The 19,775-nt window shown below is 72.2% G+C and carries 10 protein-coding genes; 7 read left to right on the top strand and 3 right to left on the bottom strand.

The features are described from left to right. Window positions 1–167 precede the first annotated feature (167 nt). A complete protein-coding gene (locus AC3A5R_RS14285; RefSeq protein ID WP_487621432.1) occupies window positions 168–10,730 on the top strand; it encodes a calcium-binding protein in 10,563 nt (3,520 codons plus the stop codon). Window positions 10,731–10,818: 88 nt separating this feature from the next. On the opposite strand, the gene msrA is transcribed toward AC3A5R_RS14285, so the two are convergent. Both msrA and thrS read right to left on the bottom strand, forming a co-directional pair. Continuing rightward, on the bottom strand, window positions 10,819–11,523 hold the full coding sequence (gene msrA / locus AC3A5R_RS14290) for a peptide-methionine (S)-S-oxide reductase MsrA (RefSeq protein WP_487621433.1): 705 nt from the start codon (window positions 11,521–11,523) through the stop codon (window positions 10,819–10,821). A gap of 138 nt (window positions 11,524–11,661) precedes the next feature. Beyond that, on the bottom strand, window positions 11,662–12,891 hold the full coding sequence (gene thrS, locus AC3A5R_RS14295) for a threonine--tRNA ligase (RefSeq protein ID WP_487621434.1): 1,230 nt from the start codon (window positions 12,889–12,891) through the stop codon (window positions 11,662–11,664). A gap of 292 nt (window positions 12,892–13,183) precedes the next feature. Between thrS and AC3A5R_RS14300 the strand changes: the two genes are divergently transcribed. The 5 genes from AC3A5R_RS14300 to AC3A5R_RS14320 all read left to right on the top strand — a co-directional run bounded on the left by AC3A5R_RS14300 (window position 13,184) and on the right by AC3A5R_RS14320 (window position 17,711). Next, entirely contained in the window at window positions 13,184–14,200 is a 1,017-nt protein-coding gene (locus AC3A5R_RS14300; RefSeq protein WP_487621435.1) for a GNAT family N-acetyltransferase, read from the top strand. Next, window positions 14,197–15,195 carry a GNAT family N-acetyltransferase gene (locus AC3A5R_RS14305; protein WP_487621436.1) on the top strand — a complete coding sequence of 333 codons (999 nt, stop codon included), beginning with the start codon at window positions 14,197–14,199 and terminating at the stop codon, window positions 15,193–15,195. Before AC3A5R_RS14300 ends, AC3A5R_RS14305 begins: the two co-directional genes overlap by 4 nt. A 200-nt stretch (window positions 15,196–15,395) precedes the next feature. Then, entirely contained in the window at window positions 15,396–16,205 is an 810-nt protein-coding gene (locus AC3A5R_RS14310) for an amino acid ABC transporter substrate-binding protein (protein ID WP_487621437.1), read from the top strand. Window positions 16,206–16,248: 43 nt separating this feature from the next. Beyond that, window positions 16,249–16,917, top strand: a complete 669-nt coding sequence (locus AC3A5R_RS14315; RefSeq protein ID WP_487621438.1) for an amino acid ABC transporter permease — start codon at window positions 16,249–16,251, stop codon at window positions 16,915–16,917. After that, window positions 16,914–17,711, top strand: coding sequence for an amino acid ABC transporter ATP-binding protein (locus AC3A5R_RS14320; RefSeq protein ID WP_487621439.1), 798 nt, complete (start codon window positions 16,914–16,916; stop codon window positions 17,709–17,711). The genes AC3A5R_RS14315 and AC3A5R_RS14320 overlap by 4 nt, the downstream gene beginning before the upstream one ends. Before the next feature lie 48 nt (window positions 17,712–17,759). Here the strand turns inward: AC3A5R_RS14320 and AC3A5R_RS14325 are convergent, their stop codons facing one another. Continuing rightward, the gene (locus tag AC3A5R_RS14325; protein WP_487621440.1) at window positions 17,760–18,479 is read right to left on the bottom strand and encodes an SGNH/GDSL hydrolase family protein; all 720 of its coding nucleotides are present in this window, start codon (window positions 18,477–18,479) and stop codon (window positions 17,760–17,762) included. A gap of 101 nt (window positions 18,480–18,580) precedes the next feature. Between AC3A5R_RS14325 and AC3A5R_RS14330 the strand changes: the two genes are divergently transcribed. Next, window positions 18,581–19,759 (top strand): cystathionine gamma-synthase, encoded by a 1,179-nt coding sequence (locus tag AC3A5R_RS14330; protein ID WP_487621441.1) that lies wholly within the window; start codon window positions 18,581–18,583, stop codon window positions 19,757–19,759. The last annotated feature ends 16 nt before the right edge of the window (window positions 19,760–19,775 follow it).

A 19,775-nucleotide genomic window follows, 5' to 3' on the forward strand; every position in this document is an offset into this window, starting at 1 on the left:
GCATGCCCCATCTGCACCATCGGTCACCTTCGCACCACTTCTCAACTATTTCGCAGCATTCGCCGGACAGGTGTGGTCTGCGTCACTACGTTCGGCCGCAGGTAGCGCGCTTGGTCGAGGCTCGCGGACACCGTTCGGGCACAGGCGCGCCCCACATGGGGAGAATCATGGTGCGCAAGTCCGTCAGTCGTGCCCTCGGAGCCGGGCTGGCCTCGCTCCTCGTCGCCGTCGGCGCTCTCGCCGGGCCCTCACCGGCCTTCGCGGCCGACCCGGATCCCGGGGTGGACAAGGTCGTGGCGCTGCTCGGTGGTGCCGGCGGCACGAACAACCTCGCCACGTGGACCGGTGGGCTGGCGACGATCGGCGCGCTCGGCAGGCAGCTGCCCTTCGTCGCTGCGAGCCCCGGCGGCCTCGCCGGCCTCGACGACCTCGTCAAGGAGGGCGTCACCGGCGCGCTCGCCGGCACGACGACGTGGGCCGACCTGGCGACGTCGGGGGAGTCGGTCAGCCTTCCCGGCGGCCGCACCGGCACGCTCGACATCACCGTGGACGACGCCGGCGAGGGCAAGCGCGTCCACGTCAACCTCGTCGTCACGCGCACGGCGACGCAGCAGGCGCTCGCCGTCAGCTCGGCGAGCCCGCGGGTCGAGCTCTCCTCGCCGAAGGGCGTCACGGCCACGATCGAGGCGACGCTGTCGCTCTGGGTCGTCTGGACCGGCCCGACCACGAACAAGGTCTACCTCGCGAGCGATGCCGCGCACGCCGCCCGTCTCGACGTCGACGTGACCGCGCACCTGTCCGCGGCGGCGAGGGCCGCCGTCGGCATCCTCGGCGTGACCCTGAGCAGCACCGACTTCGCCGTGACGACGCACGCCTACGCGACGATCGCCGACCCGAACAACGACGGCGTCCTCGCCTTCGACGCGGCGGGCACCGGTGACGGCGAGCTGGCCGCCGACGGTTCGCTCGCCGGACTCGTGTCGGCCGCGCTCGACCCGACCGGGTCGCCGACCCAGCCGGGCACAGCGGGTTCGGTGTCCGGCACCCTGCACGTCGCCGCCGACACGAGTGGCCTTGCCGGAGTGGCCTTCCCGACGAACGTCGCCGCCGACGTCACGGTCGCCTGGCCGAACATCGCCACCGGTTCGCCCACCGTCACGGCCCCGACGCTCGCCGACCTCGTCGGCAAGTTCCAGAACATGAGCCTGCGCGACCTCGCCGACGGCCTCGCCCAGGTGGCCACCGCGCTGACCGGCATCCAGGCCGCGAAGTTCGACCCCGACGGTGCCGGCCCGCTGCCCTCGACCGGCAACCTCGACCTGCCGTTCCTGCGCGGCACGGTGTCCGACGCCGTCAAGGCCAACCAGGTGCTCGTCGACTTCCTCGAGGCCAACGTCGTGCAGGCGCCCGACCCGAACCAGCCGTCACCGCCGGGCTTCGACGCGTCGACCGTGGGCAACCCGACGTTCGACTCGCTCCAGGACCTCGTCGCCAAGCTCAAGACAGCCGGGATCGGCCTCGACAACCTGTCGTGGGACGCGGCGACGAGCAAGCTCGTGTTCCGGATGCGCATGGTGAAGACGGCGCCGTCCGCCGGCGTCGCCATGGACGCGGGCGCCGCTCGCACGTCCCGCCCGTCGGCGACGTACTCGGCGAACGGCCTCGCGCTCGACGACGGCACCCAGCCGTGGACGGCGAACCAGTGGGTCGGCATGCGCGTCATGGCCGGGACCTCGGCCGGCGAGATCACGGCCAACACGAAGAGCTCGCTGACCGTTGCCGGCACGTGGATCGGCGGGCAGCCCTCCGCGAGCACGCCGTTCGTCATCGTCGGCCCCGAGGCGCAGCTCGGCGCCGTCACCTTCGGCGACCAGCTCACCGACCAGCCCGGTGGCACGGGCCCACGACGCGGCATCCTCCGGGCGAACTCCGCCCAGACCTTCGCGACGGTCAAGCCGTCCTTCGCCGCCGACCTCACCCTCGTGCTCGACCTGCAGGACCCGAGGACCGGCGCCGACTGCATCGGCTTCGAGGGCAACACGCAGGCCTGCCCGTTCGTGCAGAAGACGGGCGCCTTCTCGACGAACGTCACCTCGCTCCCGCTCGGACCCGACCGCATCATGGTGCGCACCGGCAGCCCGCTGCTCACCGCGGACTTCCCGATCGACACCGCCGTCGACTTCACGGCCAACGCCGGCTTCTTCCAGGTGCGGCTCAAGGGCTCGCTGTCGGTGTGCAACAGCTCGGCCCCCGCCGACTGCTCGGCCGCCGGCACCGGCCACATGCTCTCGATCGGCCTCAAGCAGGCCGGCGACGCCCAGCACGACCTCCGGCTCCGCGACCTCTTCGCCACCCTCGTCACCGACACCCCGACGGGAACGAGCCAGGCCGGCGACCTGCTCGACGTCGACGTCAACGTGCGTGCCACCGCCGACCTCAAGGTCTCGGTGCCCGACGCCGCCGGGTTCCTCCCCGCCGGCTCCGACGTCGGCGTCTCGGCGCACTGGAACGACCTGACCCGGGTGAGCGGCGCCGACGGCCCGCAGCTGGACCTCAGCCGCCTGAGCAGGATCTTCGCCCTCGACATCAAGCCCGGCTCGCAGGCCGAGCTGTTCGCCATCGTCCTCAAGACCCTCCAGACGCTCGCCGCGCAGCTCGCCGAGGCGCAGCCCGGTGGCGCGTCCGGCATCTACAGCCGCGAGATCCCCGGCACGGGCACGTCGCTGCGCGACCTCATGCGCCGCGACGCGTCGGGTGTCGGCTCGGATGTCAACTACGGCACGAACACCCTTCAGCACGTGGGCCGCACGTTCGACGCGTCGTTCGTCGGACGCACGGTCGTCGTCGGGACGCAGGTGGCCGTCGTGGCCTCGGCGTCGGGCGACACGGTCACGCTGACCGAGCCGTGGACGACGAAGCCCGCCGACGACACGGCGTACTCGTTCCGCTCGCCGCTCGACGACGCCATCGACGTGATCTCGCTACACCCGCCGCAGAACATGCAGGACCTCGTGAAGGTCCTCGACGACCGCCTCGGCACCGGTGCCCTGCACTTCCGCTACCTCGACACCGGCGGCACCCCGAACGTCGTGCTCGACCTCGACTGGAAGCGCGACTACCGCACGAGCACGCCCGTGCGGCTCGACCTCGGCGGCGACAAGTCCCTCGTCACGGCGGCCGCGACCGGCCAGGGCGCCGCGCACGTCACCGGCGGCGTCAAGGTCGGCCTCGTCGTGCCGCTCGCGCCGGGCACCGGGCCCGACGACGCGGCGTCGCTCAAGGTGCTCGCCGACTCCAAGGTCGGCATCGCCGCCGACGCCGGCTTCGACGGCCGCGCCGCCGGCACCATCGGCCCGCTGACGGTGTCGGCGGGCGACCCCGGCGGCGACCCGGCCAAGCGGGCGAAGCTGCGGGCGAACCTCAGCCTCGAGCTGTCCGACGCCGGCGCCGCTGCGGACACTCCGGTCAGCTTCTCCACCTTCCTGTCCGGGCTCGACGTGAGCTTCAACGCCTCGAACACCCCGGTCGACTGCGGTGAGGGCCTGACCACCTCGCTCATGGTCTGCGGCGTCATCCCGCTCTACGCGACGGTGTCGGGCGGGCCGACCACGTCGCTCGGCTCGGTCGCCCTGCGCCTGCCGGACTCCACCGACCCGGCCACCCTGCTCGACCTCTCCGGGAACCTCCCGGCCCCCGACGACGCGAAGAAGCGGTTCGAGCTGCCCGACCTCTCGGCCGCCTTCGCGAACGCCTTCGCCGACTTCACCCAGATCGGCCCGGGCCTCGACGGCTACCTCGAGAAGATCGAGCAGTCGATGCGGCTCGCGACCTTCGACGGCAAGCTGCCCTTCGTCGGCAAGGACCTCCAGCAGGGCGCCGACTCGATCGGACGCCTGCGCGCCGAGATCAAGGCCAAGCTCGGCAACGTGCCGGCGAGCCCCGAGGAGGCCAAGGACTACGTCAACACCAAGATCGCCGAGGCGATCGCCGCGGCCGGGCTCCAGAAGACGAGCCTGACCGTCGACTACGAGTGCAAGGCGAAGCTCGAGCCGACCGACGCACCCACGCTGGCGGCGACGCCGTCGACGACCGGTGCGACGAAGTGGCGCTACGAGATCGTCGCGAGCCAGGGCTCCGGCTCGGGCACCGACGGCGACACCGTCGCCTCGTCCCCGAGTACGGAGACGACGACCTCGTGGACCGCGCTCGGCGGCGGCAACTCGATCAAGGTGTCGTGGACGAAGTCCGAGGGCGCGACGAAGTACAAGGTGCTGCGCAGCAAGGACGGCGGCGCCTTCCAGCTCGTCAAGGTCGTCGATGCCGTGTCCGGCAGCGCGCAGACCTTCACCGACGACGGCAGTGCGGCCGCCGCTGCGTACACGCCCGTGACGACGAAGCCGATGCTCATCGACTGCCCGACGACGAGCATCAACGGCGTCAACCTCGCGTTCGACGTCAAGGCCGGCACCGTGACGCCCGACGCCGGCTGCGTGCCCGGCTCCGGCTGCCTCGGCGACGGCAAGAAGCTGCCGCTCGACATCGGCATCCCGGGCCTCGCCCTCAAGGCAGGCGACGACGACGCCATCACCTACGGCCTCGGCCTGCAGCTGCACGTCAAGGCCGGCATCAACACCGACGACGGCTTCGTCATCTACACCCACGACAGCTGGCAGGACGGCGCCCCCGCACCGGAGTTCGGCCTCGGGGCGCGCTTCGACATGCCCGCGACGATGAAGGCCAAGCTCGCCTTCCTCGACATCGACGTCAAGAAGAACGGCACCGCGCCGCTGTTCGCCGGCGCGTTCCTCGTCGACCTCAAGTCACGCGACGCGACGGAGACGGCCGACAGCGTCCTGACGATCTCCGACATCGCCCGCGGCGACGCGTCCTCGCTCTTCGGGATCTCCCTCACCGCCAAGATCAGGGCGGACTGGCTCGTCAAGGCGTCCGTCGACTCGGTGCTCCCGGGGGTCCAGGCGAACTTCCTTCTCGGGTGGGAGTTCTCGAACAAGAACCTCAAGAGCCTCGGGGCCCCGACGATCGAGTTCAAGGACGTCGCCATCGATGCGGGCGGGTTCCTGTCGAACCTGCTCGGGCCGGTCCTCAAGAAGGTCAAGTCGGTCACCGGGCCGCTCCAGCCGGTCATCGACACGCTCTACGCGCCGATCCCGGTGCTGTCGGACCTGAGCAAGATGGCCGGTGGGGGCGACGTCAGCCTCATCACCCTGGCCAAGACGTTCAACACGCTGGCCGGCGGCCCGAAGCTCGACTTCGTCGACAAGATCGCGGCCCTCACCACCCTGATCAACAACCTGCCCGACTGCGGTGGCGGCCCGGGCGACCCGACGTGCCTCATCCCGATCGGCAAGTTCGCGGTCGACGGCGACAAGGCGCTGGCCACGAGCGTCTCGCCGACGAGCAGCCTCGCACCGGGCTCGGCCACCTCGCTCATCACCAGCCCCCAGCCCGCGAGCTCGGCCGACGTGAAGAACGCCCTCAACAGCAAGGGCGGCAAGGGCAACGTGTTCGGCTCGGGCGGCACCGCCGGCAGCGCGAACAAGTCGGGCTTCACCTTCCCGATCCTCGACGACCCGGCGTCGGTCTTCAGCCTGCTCATGGGCAGCGACGTCTCGCTCGTCGAGTTCGACAGCGGGCCGCTGACCCTCGGCTTCACGTGGCGCCAGTCGTTCGGTCCGGTCTACGCGCCGCCGCCGGTCATGGTGACGCTGTCCGGCTCGGCGTCGGTGACGCTGCGGTTCATGGCCGGGCTCGACACCGCCGGCATCCGCTACGCGGTCGAGGCGGCGCAGTCCGGCACGAAGGTCGACGCCGTCAAGCTCCTCGACGGCCTCTACTTCAAGACGACCGACGCCAACGGGGTGCCGGTGCCCGTCGTGCGGCTCGACGGCGAGATCGCCGCTGGCGCAGCGGTGTCGGCCGTGATCATCACCGTCGGCATCGAGGGCGGCCTGCACCTGACGATCGGGTTCCACTGGAACGACCCGAACAACGACGGCAAGTTCCGCGTCAGCGAGTTCCTCCAGACCGCGGTCAACAACCCGCTGTGCCTCTTCACGACGACCGGGCGGCTCAGCCTGTTCCTGCGCCTCTACGTGACGCTCGGGTTCTCACCGTTCAGCGTGTCCTTCTCCATCAACATCGCCGACATCACGCTGCTCGACTTCACGGCGAAACCGAACTGCGAGCCGCCGCCACCCAGGCTGGGTGGCACGACCGGCGACACGCTCGTCGTCTTCGCCGGGCGCTTCGGCACCGACGCCGCGCGTGGGGCGCCATGGGGCAACACGGCGGACACCGAGTCCGACACGGTCAAGGTGACGGCGCTCCACTTCGCCCAGAAGCCGGGCGACGACGCCGGCACCGACCCGGACTTCGACGGCTTCAAGGTGCAGATGCTCGGTGAGACACGCGAGTACCTCGACCCGAACCTCAAGCGGGTCGTCGTCGACGGCCGCGGCTCCTCGACACCGCTCGTCGTCGGCTTCGTCGGTGACGGCAAGAAGGACGCCGACCCGTCGTCGGCGACGACGCAGGCCGACCTGTCGGTCTTCGACAAGGACGCGGTCGTCTTCGGCACCCCCGGCAAGGACCAGATCTCGACCGGCACCGGCAACGCGTGGGTCGACGGTGGCGCGGGCGACGACCGCATCGTCACGGCCGACGCCGTCGGCAAGGTCGCCCGCGTCGCGGGCGGTCCGGGAGCCGACGCCATCACGACCGGCCAGGGCAAGGACCTCGTGTCCGGCGACGGCGCCCTGCCGACGTCCGTCACCGACGTCGCCGCCGCGCTCAACCCCGTCGACGTCGACAACTCGTCGCCGAAGATCACGAAGGTCGACCTGACCGGCGTCGTCGACTGGACCAAGCTCGACGTCGACCCGACCCAGGGCGACCAGGGCAGTGGGGGCGCCGACGTCATCAGCGTCGGCCTCGGCACGAACCGCGTCAACGGTGGCCCGGGCGACGACAAGATCGGCGTCGCCTCGGACCGCCCGGGCTCCGCGGCCGGCACGACGACCGCCTCGGAGGGCAACGTCCTCATCGGCGGCCTCGGCAGCGACTCGGTCACCGGCGGCTCCGGCCCCGACACGATCTACGCCTCGACCGAGGGCACCTTCGGCGTCGACGCCACCGGCACCGCCGACACGCTGACGACCCCGTCGGGCAAGCCGTCGATCCCGAACATCATCGAGACCGGCTCGGGCGACGACCAGGTCTGGGGCAGCGCCGTCGAGGACGTCGTGACGAGCCACTCGAAGAGGGGTGAGCACGCGCGGATCGTCGGTGGCGGCGGTCCCGATGCCCTCGTCGGCGGCTACGGCACCGACGCCCTGTACGGCGGTCCCGGCGACGACTACGTCATCGCCGAGCCGAGCCAGGTCGGGGCCCGTGGCCTCGACGCGGCCGGCAACGCCCGCGGGTCCGACGTCATCGAGGGCGTCGACTTCGGGGCCTACCGCGCCGTGACGCACCTGCCGATCCCGGTGGGGGAGACTTCGTCGCGCAAGACGCTCGTCGGCGGCCTCGGCAACGACCACGTCGTCGGCGGCGACGGCCCGTCCACGGTGTTCGGTGACACCCTGCGCGACGCCGCGACCGTCGGTGCGGCGGCCGACGAGACGTGCCGGCCCGGGAGCCCGGTCACGAGCGACCCGGTGCCCGAGGGCACGTCGGCCGCGGGTGGCGACGGCAACGACCTCGTCCTCGGCGGTGCCGGCGTCGACACCATCTCGGCCGGCGGCGCGAGCGACCGCGTGCTCGCCGGCGGCGGCGCCGACCTCGTCTGCGGCCAGGAGGGTGGCGACATCCTCTTCGGTGGCGACGACGCCGACCACGTCTGGGGCGGCAGCGGCGACGACCGCGGCTACGGCGACGCCGGGGCCGACCTCGTCTTCGGCAACGCCGGCCAGGACCAGCTCTACGGACAGGCCGGCTCGGACGTCGTCGAGGGCAACAACGGCTCCGACCGCATCAGCGGCGGCGACGGCGACGACGTGCTCTACGGCGGCACCCGGGCCGCGGGTCGCACCGACGTCGGGCCGGCCGACGCCGGGGACACGATCTCCGGCGACACCGGCAACGACGTCATCGTCGGCGACAACGGCACGGTGGACGACCCGACGAGCACGGCGGACGCCCCGGCGATCCCGTACGACCTCGACGGCCTGACGCCGGCCGCCGGCCGCGGCGACGTCGTGTACGGCGGCGCCGGGGACGACACCGCGTACGGCGGCCTCGGCGACGACGAGGTCAACGGTGGCGACGACGCCGACCACCTCGAGGGCAACAACGGCGCCGACCTCGTCCACGGCGACGCGGGCGAGGACGAGGTCGTCGGCGGGTCCTTCCAGGAGGCGAGCCCCGGCGTCGGACGGCCCGACACCGGCGACCGCCTCTACGGCGACGCCGGAGCCGACCTCATCGCCGGCGACAACGCGGTCCTCGTCTCCGGGGTCGCCCCGGCCGACTCGACGCCGGTCACGCGGATGCGCGGCTTCGCGCGGACGCACCGGGTGACCCTGCTCGACCTCGGCTCGAGCCCGGTCCTCGCCAACTCCGGCGCCGACCAGGTCTTCGGCGGCGACGGTCAGGACGTCATCCTCGGCCAGAGCGGCACCGACCGCCTCAAGGGCGAGGGCGACGACGACTACGTCGAGGGCGGGCCGGACGTCGACTGGGTCGAGGGCGGCCTCGGCGACGACGACCTCGTGGGCGGCAGCTCGACGCCGTCCGCAGGCACGGGCCTCTCCGGCTCGACGACCGTCGGCCAGCCCGACACCGACGACGCCGTCTTCGGCGGGCCGGGCGACGACGTCGTGCTCGGCGACAACGGCCAGGTGCTGCGTCCGGTCTCCGGCCAGGCCCCGAGCTCGGTCACGGTCCGCCTCGGCAGCACCAGCGGCCGGGCGATGGCGCCGCGGGTCATCCAGCCGTGGGACCTCGGCGCGAACCCGCTGACGACGCCCTCGGCGACGCTCTACGGGTTCGACCGGCTCTCCGGCGGCGACGGCGTCGACGTGCTCCTCGGCCAGGACGGCAACGACGCGGTCACCGGCGACGCCGGCGCCGACCACGTCGAGGGCAACGGGGGAGCCGACCAGCTCTTCGGTGACCTGCCGTTCGGCCAGGCCTCGGCCCACGGCACGACGGTCCTGGCGGTCACGGCCGCCTGGCCCGGGTCGGCGAGCCCCGTCGCGCTGCTGCGCGGCACGAGCTCGGCGCCCGGGCAGGACGATGTCATCGGCGGCTCCACGGCCCCCGGCTTCCGCGACGGCTCCGACGTCGTCGAGGGCAACGGCGGCGACGACGTCGTCCTCGGCGACAACGGCTCTCTCCTGCGCACCCTGCAGGGCAGCCCCGGCGCGCAGACCGAGAAGGTCTACGCCGACCGCTACCCCGACGGCGCGGTGCCGGTGGACGCGACGGCCTCGCGCACCCACGACCCGGCGCTGCCCGGTCCGAGCACCCGCTTCTGCACGACCGCGCAGGCCACGTGCGAGCCGGCCGGGGCCTTCGGCGCCGACACGCTCTGGGGCGACGACGGCAACGACGGCATCTGGGGCCAGGACGGCAACGACGTCATCTCCGGCGGTGACGGCGACGACGACCTCTACGGAGAGCTCGGCGACGACCGGATCAACGGCGACGCAGGTCGTGACGCGATCGTCGGCGACCGCGGCGGCGTGGTGAACCAGTACCTGAGCGCCGGTGACAGCCCCGCCCAGGCGTCGGTGACGCTCAACAGCCCGCCGAAGGAGACGTTCACCGCCTTCCCGCGAGGCGCCTACGACCGACGCGTCGACCTGCTCCACGACGTCGACGGCGACCAGTGGATCGGGGCCTCGACCGCCGCCGCCATGCCGCACAACGGCATGGACGAGGGCGGGCGCGACCTCATCCGTGGCGGCTCCGGCGACGACGCCATCCACGCCGGCTACGGCGACGACGTCGCGAACGGCGACAGCGGCGGCGACGACGTCTTCGGCGGCGACGGCGAGGACGTCCTCTGGGGCGGGCAGGGCTGCGACGCCGTGCTCGACGCCACGACGCCGGACTGCCTCGTGAACGGCGTCTTCACGCCGAGCTCGCGTGGCACCGACGACCGGTTCGTCGACCACCTCTTCGGCGGTGCGGGCGAGTCCGACGCGGCCAAGCAGGACGTGCTCGGCTCCGACCTGCTCGACGTGCGGCCGCGGGGCTCCTACGCACCCGGCAGCGGGTGCACGCTCGGCGACTGGCCGCTGACGACCGGGACGAAGAAGGCCGTCGTCACGGTCGACCCGTGCCTGTGGTTCGAGATGACGGGGCTGGCCGACGCCGACCCTGCCGACGACAACCACCACCAGGGCACCGACTGGATCTACGGCGGCTGGGACCGCGACGTGCTCCAGGGCGACGTGACGGCCAACGGGCCCAACCCCGGCGACCGGCTCATCGACTGGAACGGCGCGTACAACCTCTTCACCCACTGCAACGCGGCCTACGGCGGCTTCAACGACGTGCGCGGGCACTCCCCGGCGATGCAGGGCTGGCTCCAGCAGCTGGCGTGGTCCTCGAGCGCCGGTCGCCCCGGCTCCGACGTGACGACGGCGGGCACGTCGGCCTTCCGCGAGCTCGCGATGGTCTACCCGGGCGAGAACGAGCACGGGGCGGGCCAGGCCTACCCCGGCACACCCGGCCACTTCGACGAGACGGCCTGCACGCCCTGACGTCGAGCGTGGACGACCGGACGCCCCCACCCGGTTCGGGTGGGGGCGTCCGTCGTGACGGGTGCCGACGCGTCTGACGCCCGACGCGTCAGGCGGGCGGGGCGATGTCCTGCTGGGAGGGCAGCTGGTCCTGGCGCACGATCCCGACGGGGCAGGTCAGGCCGTTGGGGCCGTGGTTGCAGTAGCCGCCGGGGTTCTTGTGCAGGTAGCCCTGGTGGTAGTCCTCGGCGAGGTAGAACGGACCGGCGTCCTCGGCCGAGCGGATCTCGGTCGTGATCTGCCCGAACCCGTTGTCGTCGAGGACCTTCTGGAAGGCCTCGCGGGTTGCCTCGGCGGCGATGCGCTGGCCCTCGGTCGTCCAGTAGATGGCCGAGCGGTAGGCGGTGCCGATGTCGTTGCCCTGGCGGTTGGCCGTCGTCGGGTCGTGGTTCTCCCAGAAGGCCTTGAGCAGCAGCTCGGGGGAGGTCTTCTCGGGGTCGTAGACGACGCGGACCGTCTCGGCGTGACCGGTGCGACCCGTGCACGTCTCCTCGTAGGTCGGGTTGGGCGTGTAGCCGCCCATGTAGCCGGCGGCCGTGCTGATGACGCCGTCCTGGCGCCAGAAGATCCGCTCGACGCCCCAGAAGCAGCCCATCGCGACGTAGAGCACCTCGGATCCCTCGGGCCACGGTCCCTCGAGCGGCGTGCCGAGGACGACGTGGGTCGGGTTCACCTGGAACGGCCGATCCGCACGGCCGGGGAGGGCCTCCTCGCGCGCGGGCATCTGGGTCTTCCTGCCGAGTCCGAACACCATTCCAGTGTCACATCCTTCGTGTGGGCGGGTCCTTCGCTCCTACAACACCGGCGCACGCCCCCGTATGCCAGACGCCGCGGGAGGCCAGTGGTGCGTGGTTCGCGGGGCCGGGTCCCCACGAACCACGCACCACACCCGTCACGCCCAGTCGACGCGCGGGCAGCGTCCGTCGCGGGCGGCCACGATGCGCGCCACGAGGCGGTCCACCGGCACGACGCCGCGGAACCCGGCTGCGACGTCGGTGACCTGCGCCGACGCGTCCGCGGCCTCGCGCGCGCCGACGACGGCCACCACGGCCACCCGGCGACGCCGGGCCTCGCGGATCCGCGACCCGAGGGAGTCGTCGCAGTCGAGCTCGACGCGGACGCCGTGCGCGCGCAGGGCGTCGACGAGCGCCCGAGCGGGCCCGTCCTGCTCGGCCGACACCGGCAGCACGACGACCTGCACCGGCGCGAGCCAGAGCGGCAGGCGCCCGTCGTGGCGCTCGAGCAGGGCCGCGGTGACCCGCTCCATCGACCCGACGGTGCCGCGGTGGATCATGACGACGCGGTGCCGCTCGCCGTCCTCGCCGTGGTAGGTCAGGTCGAACCGCTCCGGCTGGTTGAAGTCGACCTGCACGGTGGCGATGGTCTCCTCGTGTCCGCGGTCGTCGACCACCTGCAGGTCGAGCTTCGGACCGTAGAAGGCAGCCTCGCCGGCGGCCTCCACGATGGGCAGCCCGTGGTCGACGAGCACCGACCGGGCCGCGTCCCGGAGGGCGTCCTGCGCGCCGTCCCACTGCTCGCGGCTGCCGAGCCACGCGTCCGACTCGTCGCGCAGGGACAGCCGCACGTGGTGCACCGGCAGGCCGAGGATCCGCTGGGCCTCGAGCGCGGCCCGCAGACCACGGGCGGCCTCGTCGCCTGCCTGGTCGGGGCGGCAGAACACGTGGGTGTCGTCGAGGCTGATCTGGCGCACGCGGGTCAGGCCCGAGAGCACGCCGGAGCGCTCGGCCCGGAACATCGGGGCCAGCTCGTTGAGGCGTACCGGCAGCTCGCGGTAGGAGTGGCTGCGCGCCTTGTAGACGAGGGCGTGGTGCGGGCAGTTGGCCGGGCGGAGCACGACCTCCTCGTCGCCGATGCGCATCGGGGGGAACATGTCGTCCTCGAACTTGGCCCAGTGCCCGGACCGCTCGAAGAGGGCCCGCTTGCCGAGCACCGGGGTGTTCACGCCGACGCAGCCGTCGGCGTGGGCGAGGTCACGGGCGAGCCGTTCGAGCTCATGGCGCACCACCGAGCCGGCGGGCAGCCAGAGTGGCAGCCCGGCCCCGGCGAGCGCGTCGGTCGCGAAGATGTCGAGGTCGTGGTTGAGGTCGCGGTGGTCGGGCATCGAGGGTCTCCTTGCAGGCGGTCGGTCACGGTGGGTCGGACCGGGGCCGGCTGGAGACGACGAACGCCCCGGAGACGGCTCCGGGGCGTGGTGTGCGATGGGTGCTAGGGCAGCAGCAGCGCGCCGGAGAGGTCCGGCGTCGTCGTCTGCTGCGAGCGGTGCATGGCTCGAGGGTAGGCCGACGCAGGCTGCGCGGCAACGTGTTTGGCGCGAGGGCGTCGGAGCGGCCCAGCAGCCGGGGCCGCGGACAAATCGGTGGCCCTCGCCGGACGGTCCCGACAGACTCGGGTCCGTGAGCGACGACCTCGACATCAGACCGATCGACCTGCTCGACCCCGACCAGGAGGCCGCGGCCCGCGACTGGATCGGCGTGCACGGGGTGGTGCAGCGCGACCTCTTCGGCGACCACGGCAGCGAGTGGACGCTCGAGGAGATCCGCGGCTTCCACCAGTCGTCGACGAGCCGGCGCGTGGCCCTGGCGGCCTGGTCGGACGGTCGTCTCGTCGGCGCCGTGGAGGTGCGGATGCCGTTGGCGGACAACCTCGACCTCGCCCTCGTGTGGCTCTCGGTCCACCAGGAGCACCGACGCCGGGGCGTCGGCGGTGCGCTCCTGCACGCGGCCGAGGCGGTCGCGTCCGAGCACGGTCGCGGCACCCTCATGGGGGAGACCGAGTGGCCCGAGGGCCGGTCCGACGAGTCGGAGCGCTTTGCCGCGCAGCACGGCTACACCGTCGGTCAGACGGTGCTGCGCAGCTTCATGGCGCTGCCTGCCGACCGTGACGCGCTCGCCGACCTCTCCGCCGCCGAGGACGACTACGGCGTCGAGACGTTCGTCGACCACATCCCCGAGGCGTGGCTCGAGGACCGCGCGTTCCTGCAGCAGCGGATGAGCACCGACGCGCCGCTCGACGACCTCGCCCTCGAGGAGGAGGTCTGGGACGCGGAGCGGCTCCGGGAGACCTTCGCCCGGACCCTCGCGTCCGGGCGTCGGGTCGTCGAGTCAGCCGCCCGTCACGTGCCGACGGGCCGCCTCGTCGCCTTCACGACCATCGGGGTCTCGGCCGGCAGCCCCGACCTCGGCTACCAGCAGGACACCCTCGTGCTCAAGGAGCACCGGGGCCACGGTCTCGGCCTGCGGCTCAAGGCCGCCAACGCCCTTGCCGTCATGGACGAGCTGCCCGCGGTCACCGCGATCCGCACGTGGAACGCCGAGTCGAACCAGCACATGCTCGCCGTCAACCGCCGCCTCGGCTACCGCGTCGACGGCTACAGCCGAGAGTGGCAGAAGCAGGCAGGGGCTACCGAATGACCATGCAGCTCAAGGAGATCGAGCTCACGATCGGCGATGCCACGAGCGAGGTGTGGCTGGAGGTGCACCATGCCGCCAACCGGGCCGTCTGGGGCGCGGACGCCCAACGGGCCACGGTCGAGGAGATCGTCGACCTCACCGGCCGTCGGCACGAGGCCCGGCGCACGTTCGGCATCTGGGTCGACGGCGTCGACGAGCCGGTGGCCGCCGCACAGACCATCCGGCACACCCGCGGGAACACCGACACGGCCGGCATCTGGCTCTCGGTGCACCCCGAGCACCAGCGCGCCGGCCACGGCAGGCGTTTGCTCGCCCACTGCGAGCAGGTGCTGCGCGAGGAAGGGTGCTCCCGCGTCCACGAGCACAGCGGTGCTCCGGTCGAGCACGGTGACGCCGCAACGGAGTTCGCCCTCGCCGCGGGCTACCGGCAGACGCTCGTGGACCTGCGCCAGGACCTCCGGCTGCCCCTCGAGGCAGCGAGGCTCGAGTCCCTCACTCCTGCGCTCGACGCGGGGGAGTATGTCGTAGAGGTGGCGGTCAACGGACTTCCGGAGGAGTGGCTCGAGGACCGTGCCCTGCTGGCGCGACGCATGAGCACCGACGCGCCGACGGGCGACATCGACCTCGACGAGGAGGACTGGGACGCCGAGCGGGTGCGCCAGCAGTGGAACACCCCGAGCCCGATCTGGGCCGTCGAGTCGGTCGCCCGGCACGTGCCCTCCGGACGGCTCGTCGCGTTCACCGACCTCGTCGTGCGCCCCGGGCAGCAGGACCTCGCCCTGCAGGGGGACACCCTCGTGCTGCGCGAGCACCGCGGGCGCGGTCTGGGCCTCGCGACGAAGGTGGCCAACCTCGCGGCCCTCCAGCGCGAGAAGCCCGGTGTGACGGCGGTGCGCACGTGGAACGCCGACACCAACACCCACATGATCGCCATCAACGAGCGGATGGGTTTCGCGGTGACGGGCTGGACGCGGGAGTGGGCCAAGGACCTCTGAACCAGGGCAGACCGGGCCTGCCCGGGCCTGCCCGGGCCTGCCCGGGCTGAGCGTCGCGGTCGGGAATGTCCGGCCAGTGCCGTGGGTTGACGCCTGACGGGGATTCGCACGATCGATTATGCGCATCCCAACACGGCGTTATATCGTGCGCCGTCGACACCCCGCCCACTCCCCAGCCTCCAGATCAGGAAGTCCCACCCATGCGCTCGAGGTCCGCCCTCACCGTCCTGCTCGTCACGCTCCTGACCGCGGTGCTCGCCGCGTGCAGCTCGACCTCGGGCGGCGGCTCGGACCTGCAGGCCGTCAAGGACGCCAAGGTCCTCAAGGTCGGGACCGAGGGGACGTACTCGCCGTTCTCCTTCCACGACCCGAAGACCAACGCCCTCACCGGCTACGACGTCGAGGTCGCCAAGGCCGTCGCCGACAAGCTCGGCGTCAAGGTCGAGTACGTCGAGACGCCGTGGGACGCGATCTTCGCCGGCCTCACCTCCAAGCGCTTCGACGTCGTCGTCAACCAGGTGACGAAGAACCCCGAGCGCGCCGGCCTCTACGGCCTGTCCTCGACGTACACGTGGTCCGAGGGCGTCATCGCGACGCGCGCCGACGACGCCTCGGTCACCTCGCTCGCGGGCCTCAAGGGCAAGAAGTCGGCGCAGAGCCTGACGAGCAACTGGGCCCAGGTCGCCAAGGACGCCGGCGCCCAGGTCGAGTCGGTCGAGGGCTTCACGCAGGCCGTCACCCTGCTCAAGCAGAAGCGCGTCGACGCCACCGTCAACGACAGCCTCGCCGTGCTCGACTACCAGAAGTCGACGGGCGACCAGGGGGTCAGGATCGCCGCGAAGACCGGCGACGTCTCCGAGCAGGTCGTCGCCACCCGCAAGGGTTCCGACCTCGTCGCCGCCATCGACAAGGCCCTGGCCGACCTCGAGGCCGACGGCACGCTGAAGAAGCTGTCGGAGAAGTACTTCGGCTCCGACGTGTCGGTCAAGCCCGCCGCGTCCGTCTCCTGAGCCGGCGCCCGCCGACGATCGCGACGACCCTGATGTCCACCTCGTGAACGACCAGACCGTCCAGCTCATCCTCGACTCGCTCGGGCCGCTGCTGCGCGCGACCGTCACCGCGACGATCCCCCTCACCCTCATCAGCTTCGTGCTCGGGCTCGTCGTGGCGCTCGCCGTCGCGCTGATGCGCCTGTCGAAGGTGCGCGCCGTGTCGGGCATCGCCCGGGCGTACGTCTCGATCATCCGCGGCACACCGCTGCTGCTGCAGCTGTTCATCATCTACTACGGACTGCCCTCGCTCGGCGTCAGCTTCGACCCGTTCCCGGCGGCGATCCTCGCCTTCACCCTCAACGTCGGCGGCTACGCCGCGGAGATCATCCGTTCGGCGATCCTGTCGGTGCCCAAGGGGCAGTGGGAGGCGGCGTCGACGGTCGGCATGGGCTACGCCACGACGCTGCGACGCGTCGTCCTGCCGCAGGCGGCACGCACCGCCATCCCGCCGTTGTCCAACACCCTCATCTCCCTCGTCAAGGACACCTCGCTGGCCTCGACGATCCAGGTGACCGAGCTGCTCCGCGTCGCCCAGGAGGCCGCGGCCCCGACGTACCAGTTCTTCGCGCTGTACAGCGTCGCCGCGGTCTACTACTGGGTCGTCTGCCTCGTGCTGTCCATCGGGCAGGCCCGGCTCGAGGAACGACAGAACAGGTACGTGGCCGCATGACCGACCAGCCCACCACCCCAGCGGCCCCCGACGCGACGCGTCCGCTCGTGTCGGTCACCGGCCTCGCCAAGGCGTTCGGTGAGCACGAGGTGCTCCGGTCCGTCGACTTCGAGGTGCCGGCCGGCAGCGTCACCGTCGTCATCGGGCCGTCCGGCTCGGGCAAGACGACTTTGCTGCGCTCGCTCAACGCCCTCGACGTCGCGGACGCGGGCGTCGTGCGCATCGGCGACGTCGAGGTCGACTTCGGCGCGCGCCCGGTGACCAAGCGGCAGGTCGCCGACCTGCGGGCCCGCAGCGGCATGGTCTTCCAGGCCCACAACCTCTTCCCGCACCTCACCGTCCTGCAGAACGTCACGTCCGGGCCGGTGCTCGTGCAGGGCCGCGACCGGTCCGTGGCCGAGCGCGAGGGCCGCGAGCTGCTCTCGCTCGTGGGGCTCGCCGAGAAGGCCGACGCCTACCCCTACCAGCTCTCGGGTGGCCAGCAGCAGCGCGTCGGCATCGCCCGGGCCCTGGCCATCCGACCCGAGCTGATGCTCTTCGACGAGCCGACCTCGGCCCTCGACCCCGAGCTCGTCGGCGAGGTGCTCACGGTCATGAAGGACCTTGCGACACAAGGCTGGACGATGGTCGTCGTGACGCACGAGATCCGGTTCGCGCAGCAGGTCGCGGACCAGGTGCTCTTCATGGACGGCGGGGTCGTCGTCGAGCGGGGGACCCCCGCCGAGGTGCTGACGCGTCCGGCCACCGAGCGTGCGCGCCAGTTCCTGCACCGCATCCTCGACCCGCTCGACTGAGGTCCCAGGGCTGCACGGCTCAGGACCGGGCGTCGCAGGACGCACGGCTCAGGTCCGGGTCAGCAGCCCGGAGCGTTCCAGCGCGCGCTCGACGATCGTCGCCAGGTCGGCGTAGCCCCGGTCGTTCGGGTGGAACCGGTCGGAGGCCAGGCGCCCCCGCCACGAGCGCGGCCCCTCGCGGCGGAGGTCGACGAGCACGAGGCGTCCGGACTCGGCCCGCTCACGGAGCATGGCGTCGATGGTCCGCGCCTCGTGGCGCGGGTTGGGCAGGTTCGACACGACGGCGTGCTCGGGGAGCAGGTCGAGCATCCGGCCGAAGCGCCCGACGAGCGAGCGGCGGTGGCGGCGCAGCACGATGTCGTTCGAGCCGATGAGGACCGTGACGAGGGCCGCCGGGCTGTCCGCCGTGCTCAGCGCCTCGAGCACCGGCAGCTGCCGGTCGAGCACGTCCTCGACGCGCGCGCCGTTGACGCCGAGGTTGACGACGCGGTGGTCCCAGCCGCGCCGGGTGAGCCGCTCGTCGAGCTGCCCGACCCAGCCGCGGTCGGGAGCGGTCGCGCCGATGCCCTGGGTCATGGAGTCGCCGAGGGCCACCCAGAGCGGCTCGCGACCCGACGCGGCGACCCGGTTGTGCGACTCCCACCAGCTGGCGTACGGGCGCACCTGCTCCTGCACGATGCGGACGGCGGGGACCACGGCCGACAGCGTCGAGAGCACTGGCCCCCGCGGCCGGTGGCTGTGGTTCGAGTAGGCGAAGTCGGACCCCACGTCGGCAGCATCTCAGAGGCGCACGTGAGGTCACGGGCGAATGCGCAGCACCCACAGGTGGGCGGTGGGAGGGGCCGGTGTCAGGGCATAGGCTCGTGCCCATGTCTGACGAGCACGGCTTCTCCACACGCGCCATCCACGCCGGCCAGGAGGCCGACGCGTCGACCGGGGCGGTCGTCACCCCGATCTACCAGGTGTCGACGTACAAGCAGGACGGCATCGGCGGCTTCCGGGGCGGCTACGAGTACAGCCGGTCGGCCAACCCGACCCGCACCGCTCTCGAGGAGTGCATCGCCGCGCTCGAGGGCGGCAGCCGTGGCTTCGCCTTCGCCTCGGGCCTCGCCGGCCAGGACACCGTCGCGCGTGCCCTGCTGTTGCCCGGCGACCACGTCGTCGTGCCCGACGACGCGTACGGCGGCACCTACCGCTACTTCAACAAGGTGGCGCGGCCGCAGGGCATCGAGCACTCGATCGCGCACATGGGCGACCTCGAGGCCGTCCGCGCGGCGATCCGTCCCGGACAGACGAAGATGGTCTGGGTCGAGACGCCCACCAACCCGCTCCTCGGCATCGCCGACATCGAGGCCATCGCCGCCATCGCCCACGAGGCCGGCGCCGTGCTCGTCGTCGACAACACCTTCGCCACGGCGTACCTGCAGAGCCCCATCGCGCTCGGCGCCGACATCGTCACGCACTCGACGACGAAGTACTCCGGCGGCCACAGCGACGTCGTCGGCGGGGCCGTCGTCACCCGCGCCGACATCACGGTGCCCGGCATGACCGACGCCGAGGACCGGATCGCCTTCCACCAGAACAGCATCGGCGGCGTGGCCGGCCCCTTCGACTCGTGGTTGACGCTGCGCGGCCTCAAGACCCTCGCCGTGCGCATGGAGCGCCACTGCGACAACGCCGAGAAGGTCGTGGAGTTCCTCCAGGGCCACGACGGTGTCGCGCAGGTGCTCTACCCGGGCCTGCCCGACCACGCCAACCACGGCGTCGCCGCCCGCCAGATGAAGCGCTTCGGCGGCATGGTCAGCTTCCGGATGCGCCGGGGCGAGGACGCCGCCGTCAAGGCGTGCGCGGCCGTGAGCCTCTGGACCCTCGGGGAGTCCCTCGGCGGCGTCGAGTCGCTCATCGAGCACCCGGGTCGGATGACGCACGCGAGCGTCGCCGGCACCGAGCTCGAGGTGCCGGGCGACCTCATCCGCCTGTCGGTCGGCATCGAGGACGTCGACGACCTCATCGCCGACCTCCGCGAGGCGCTCGACATCCACGGCTGAGACCGGCACCCTCTCC

The sequence above is a fragment of the Intrasporangium sp. Soil_C_50 genome (assembly GCF_057656595.1).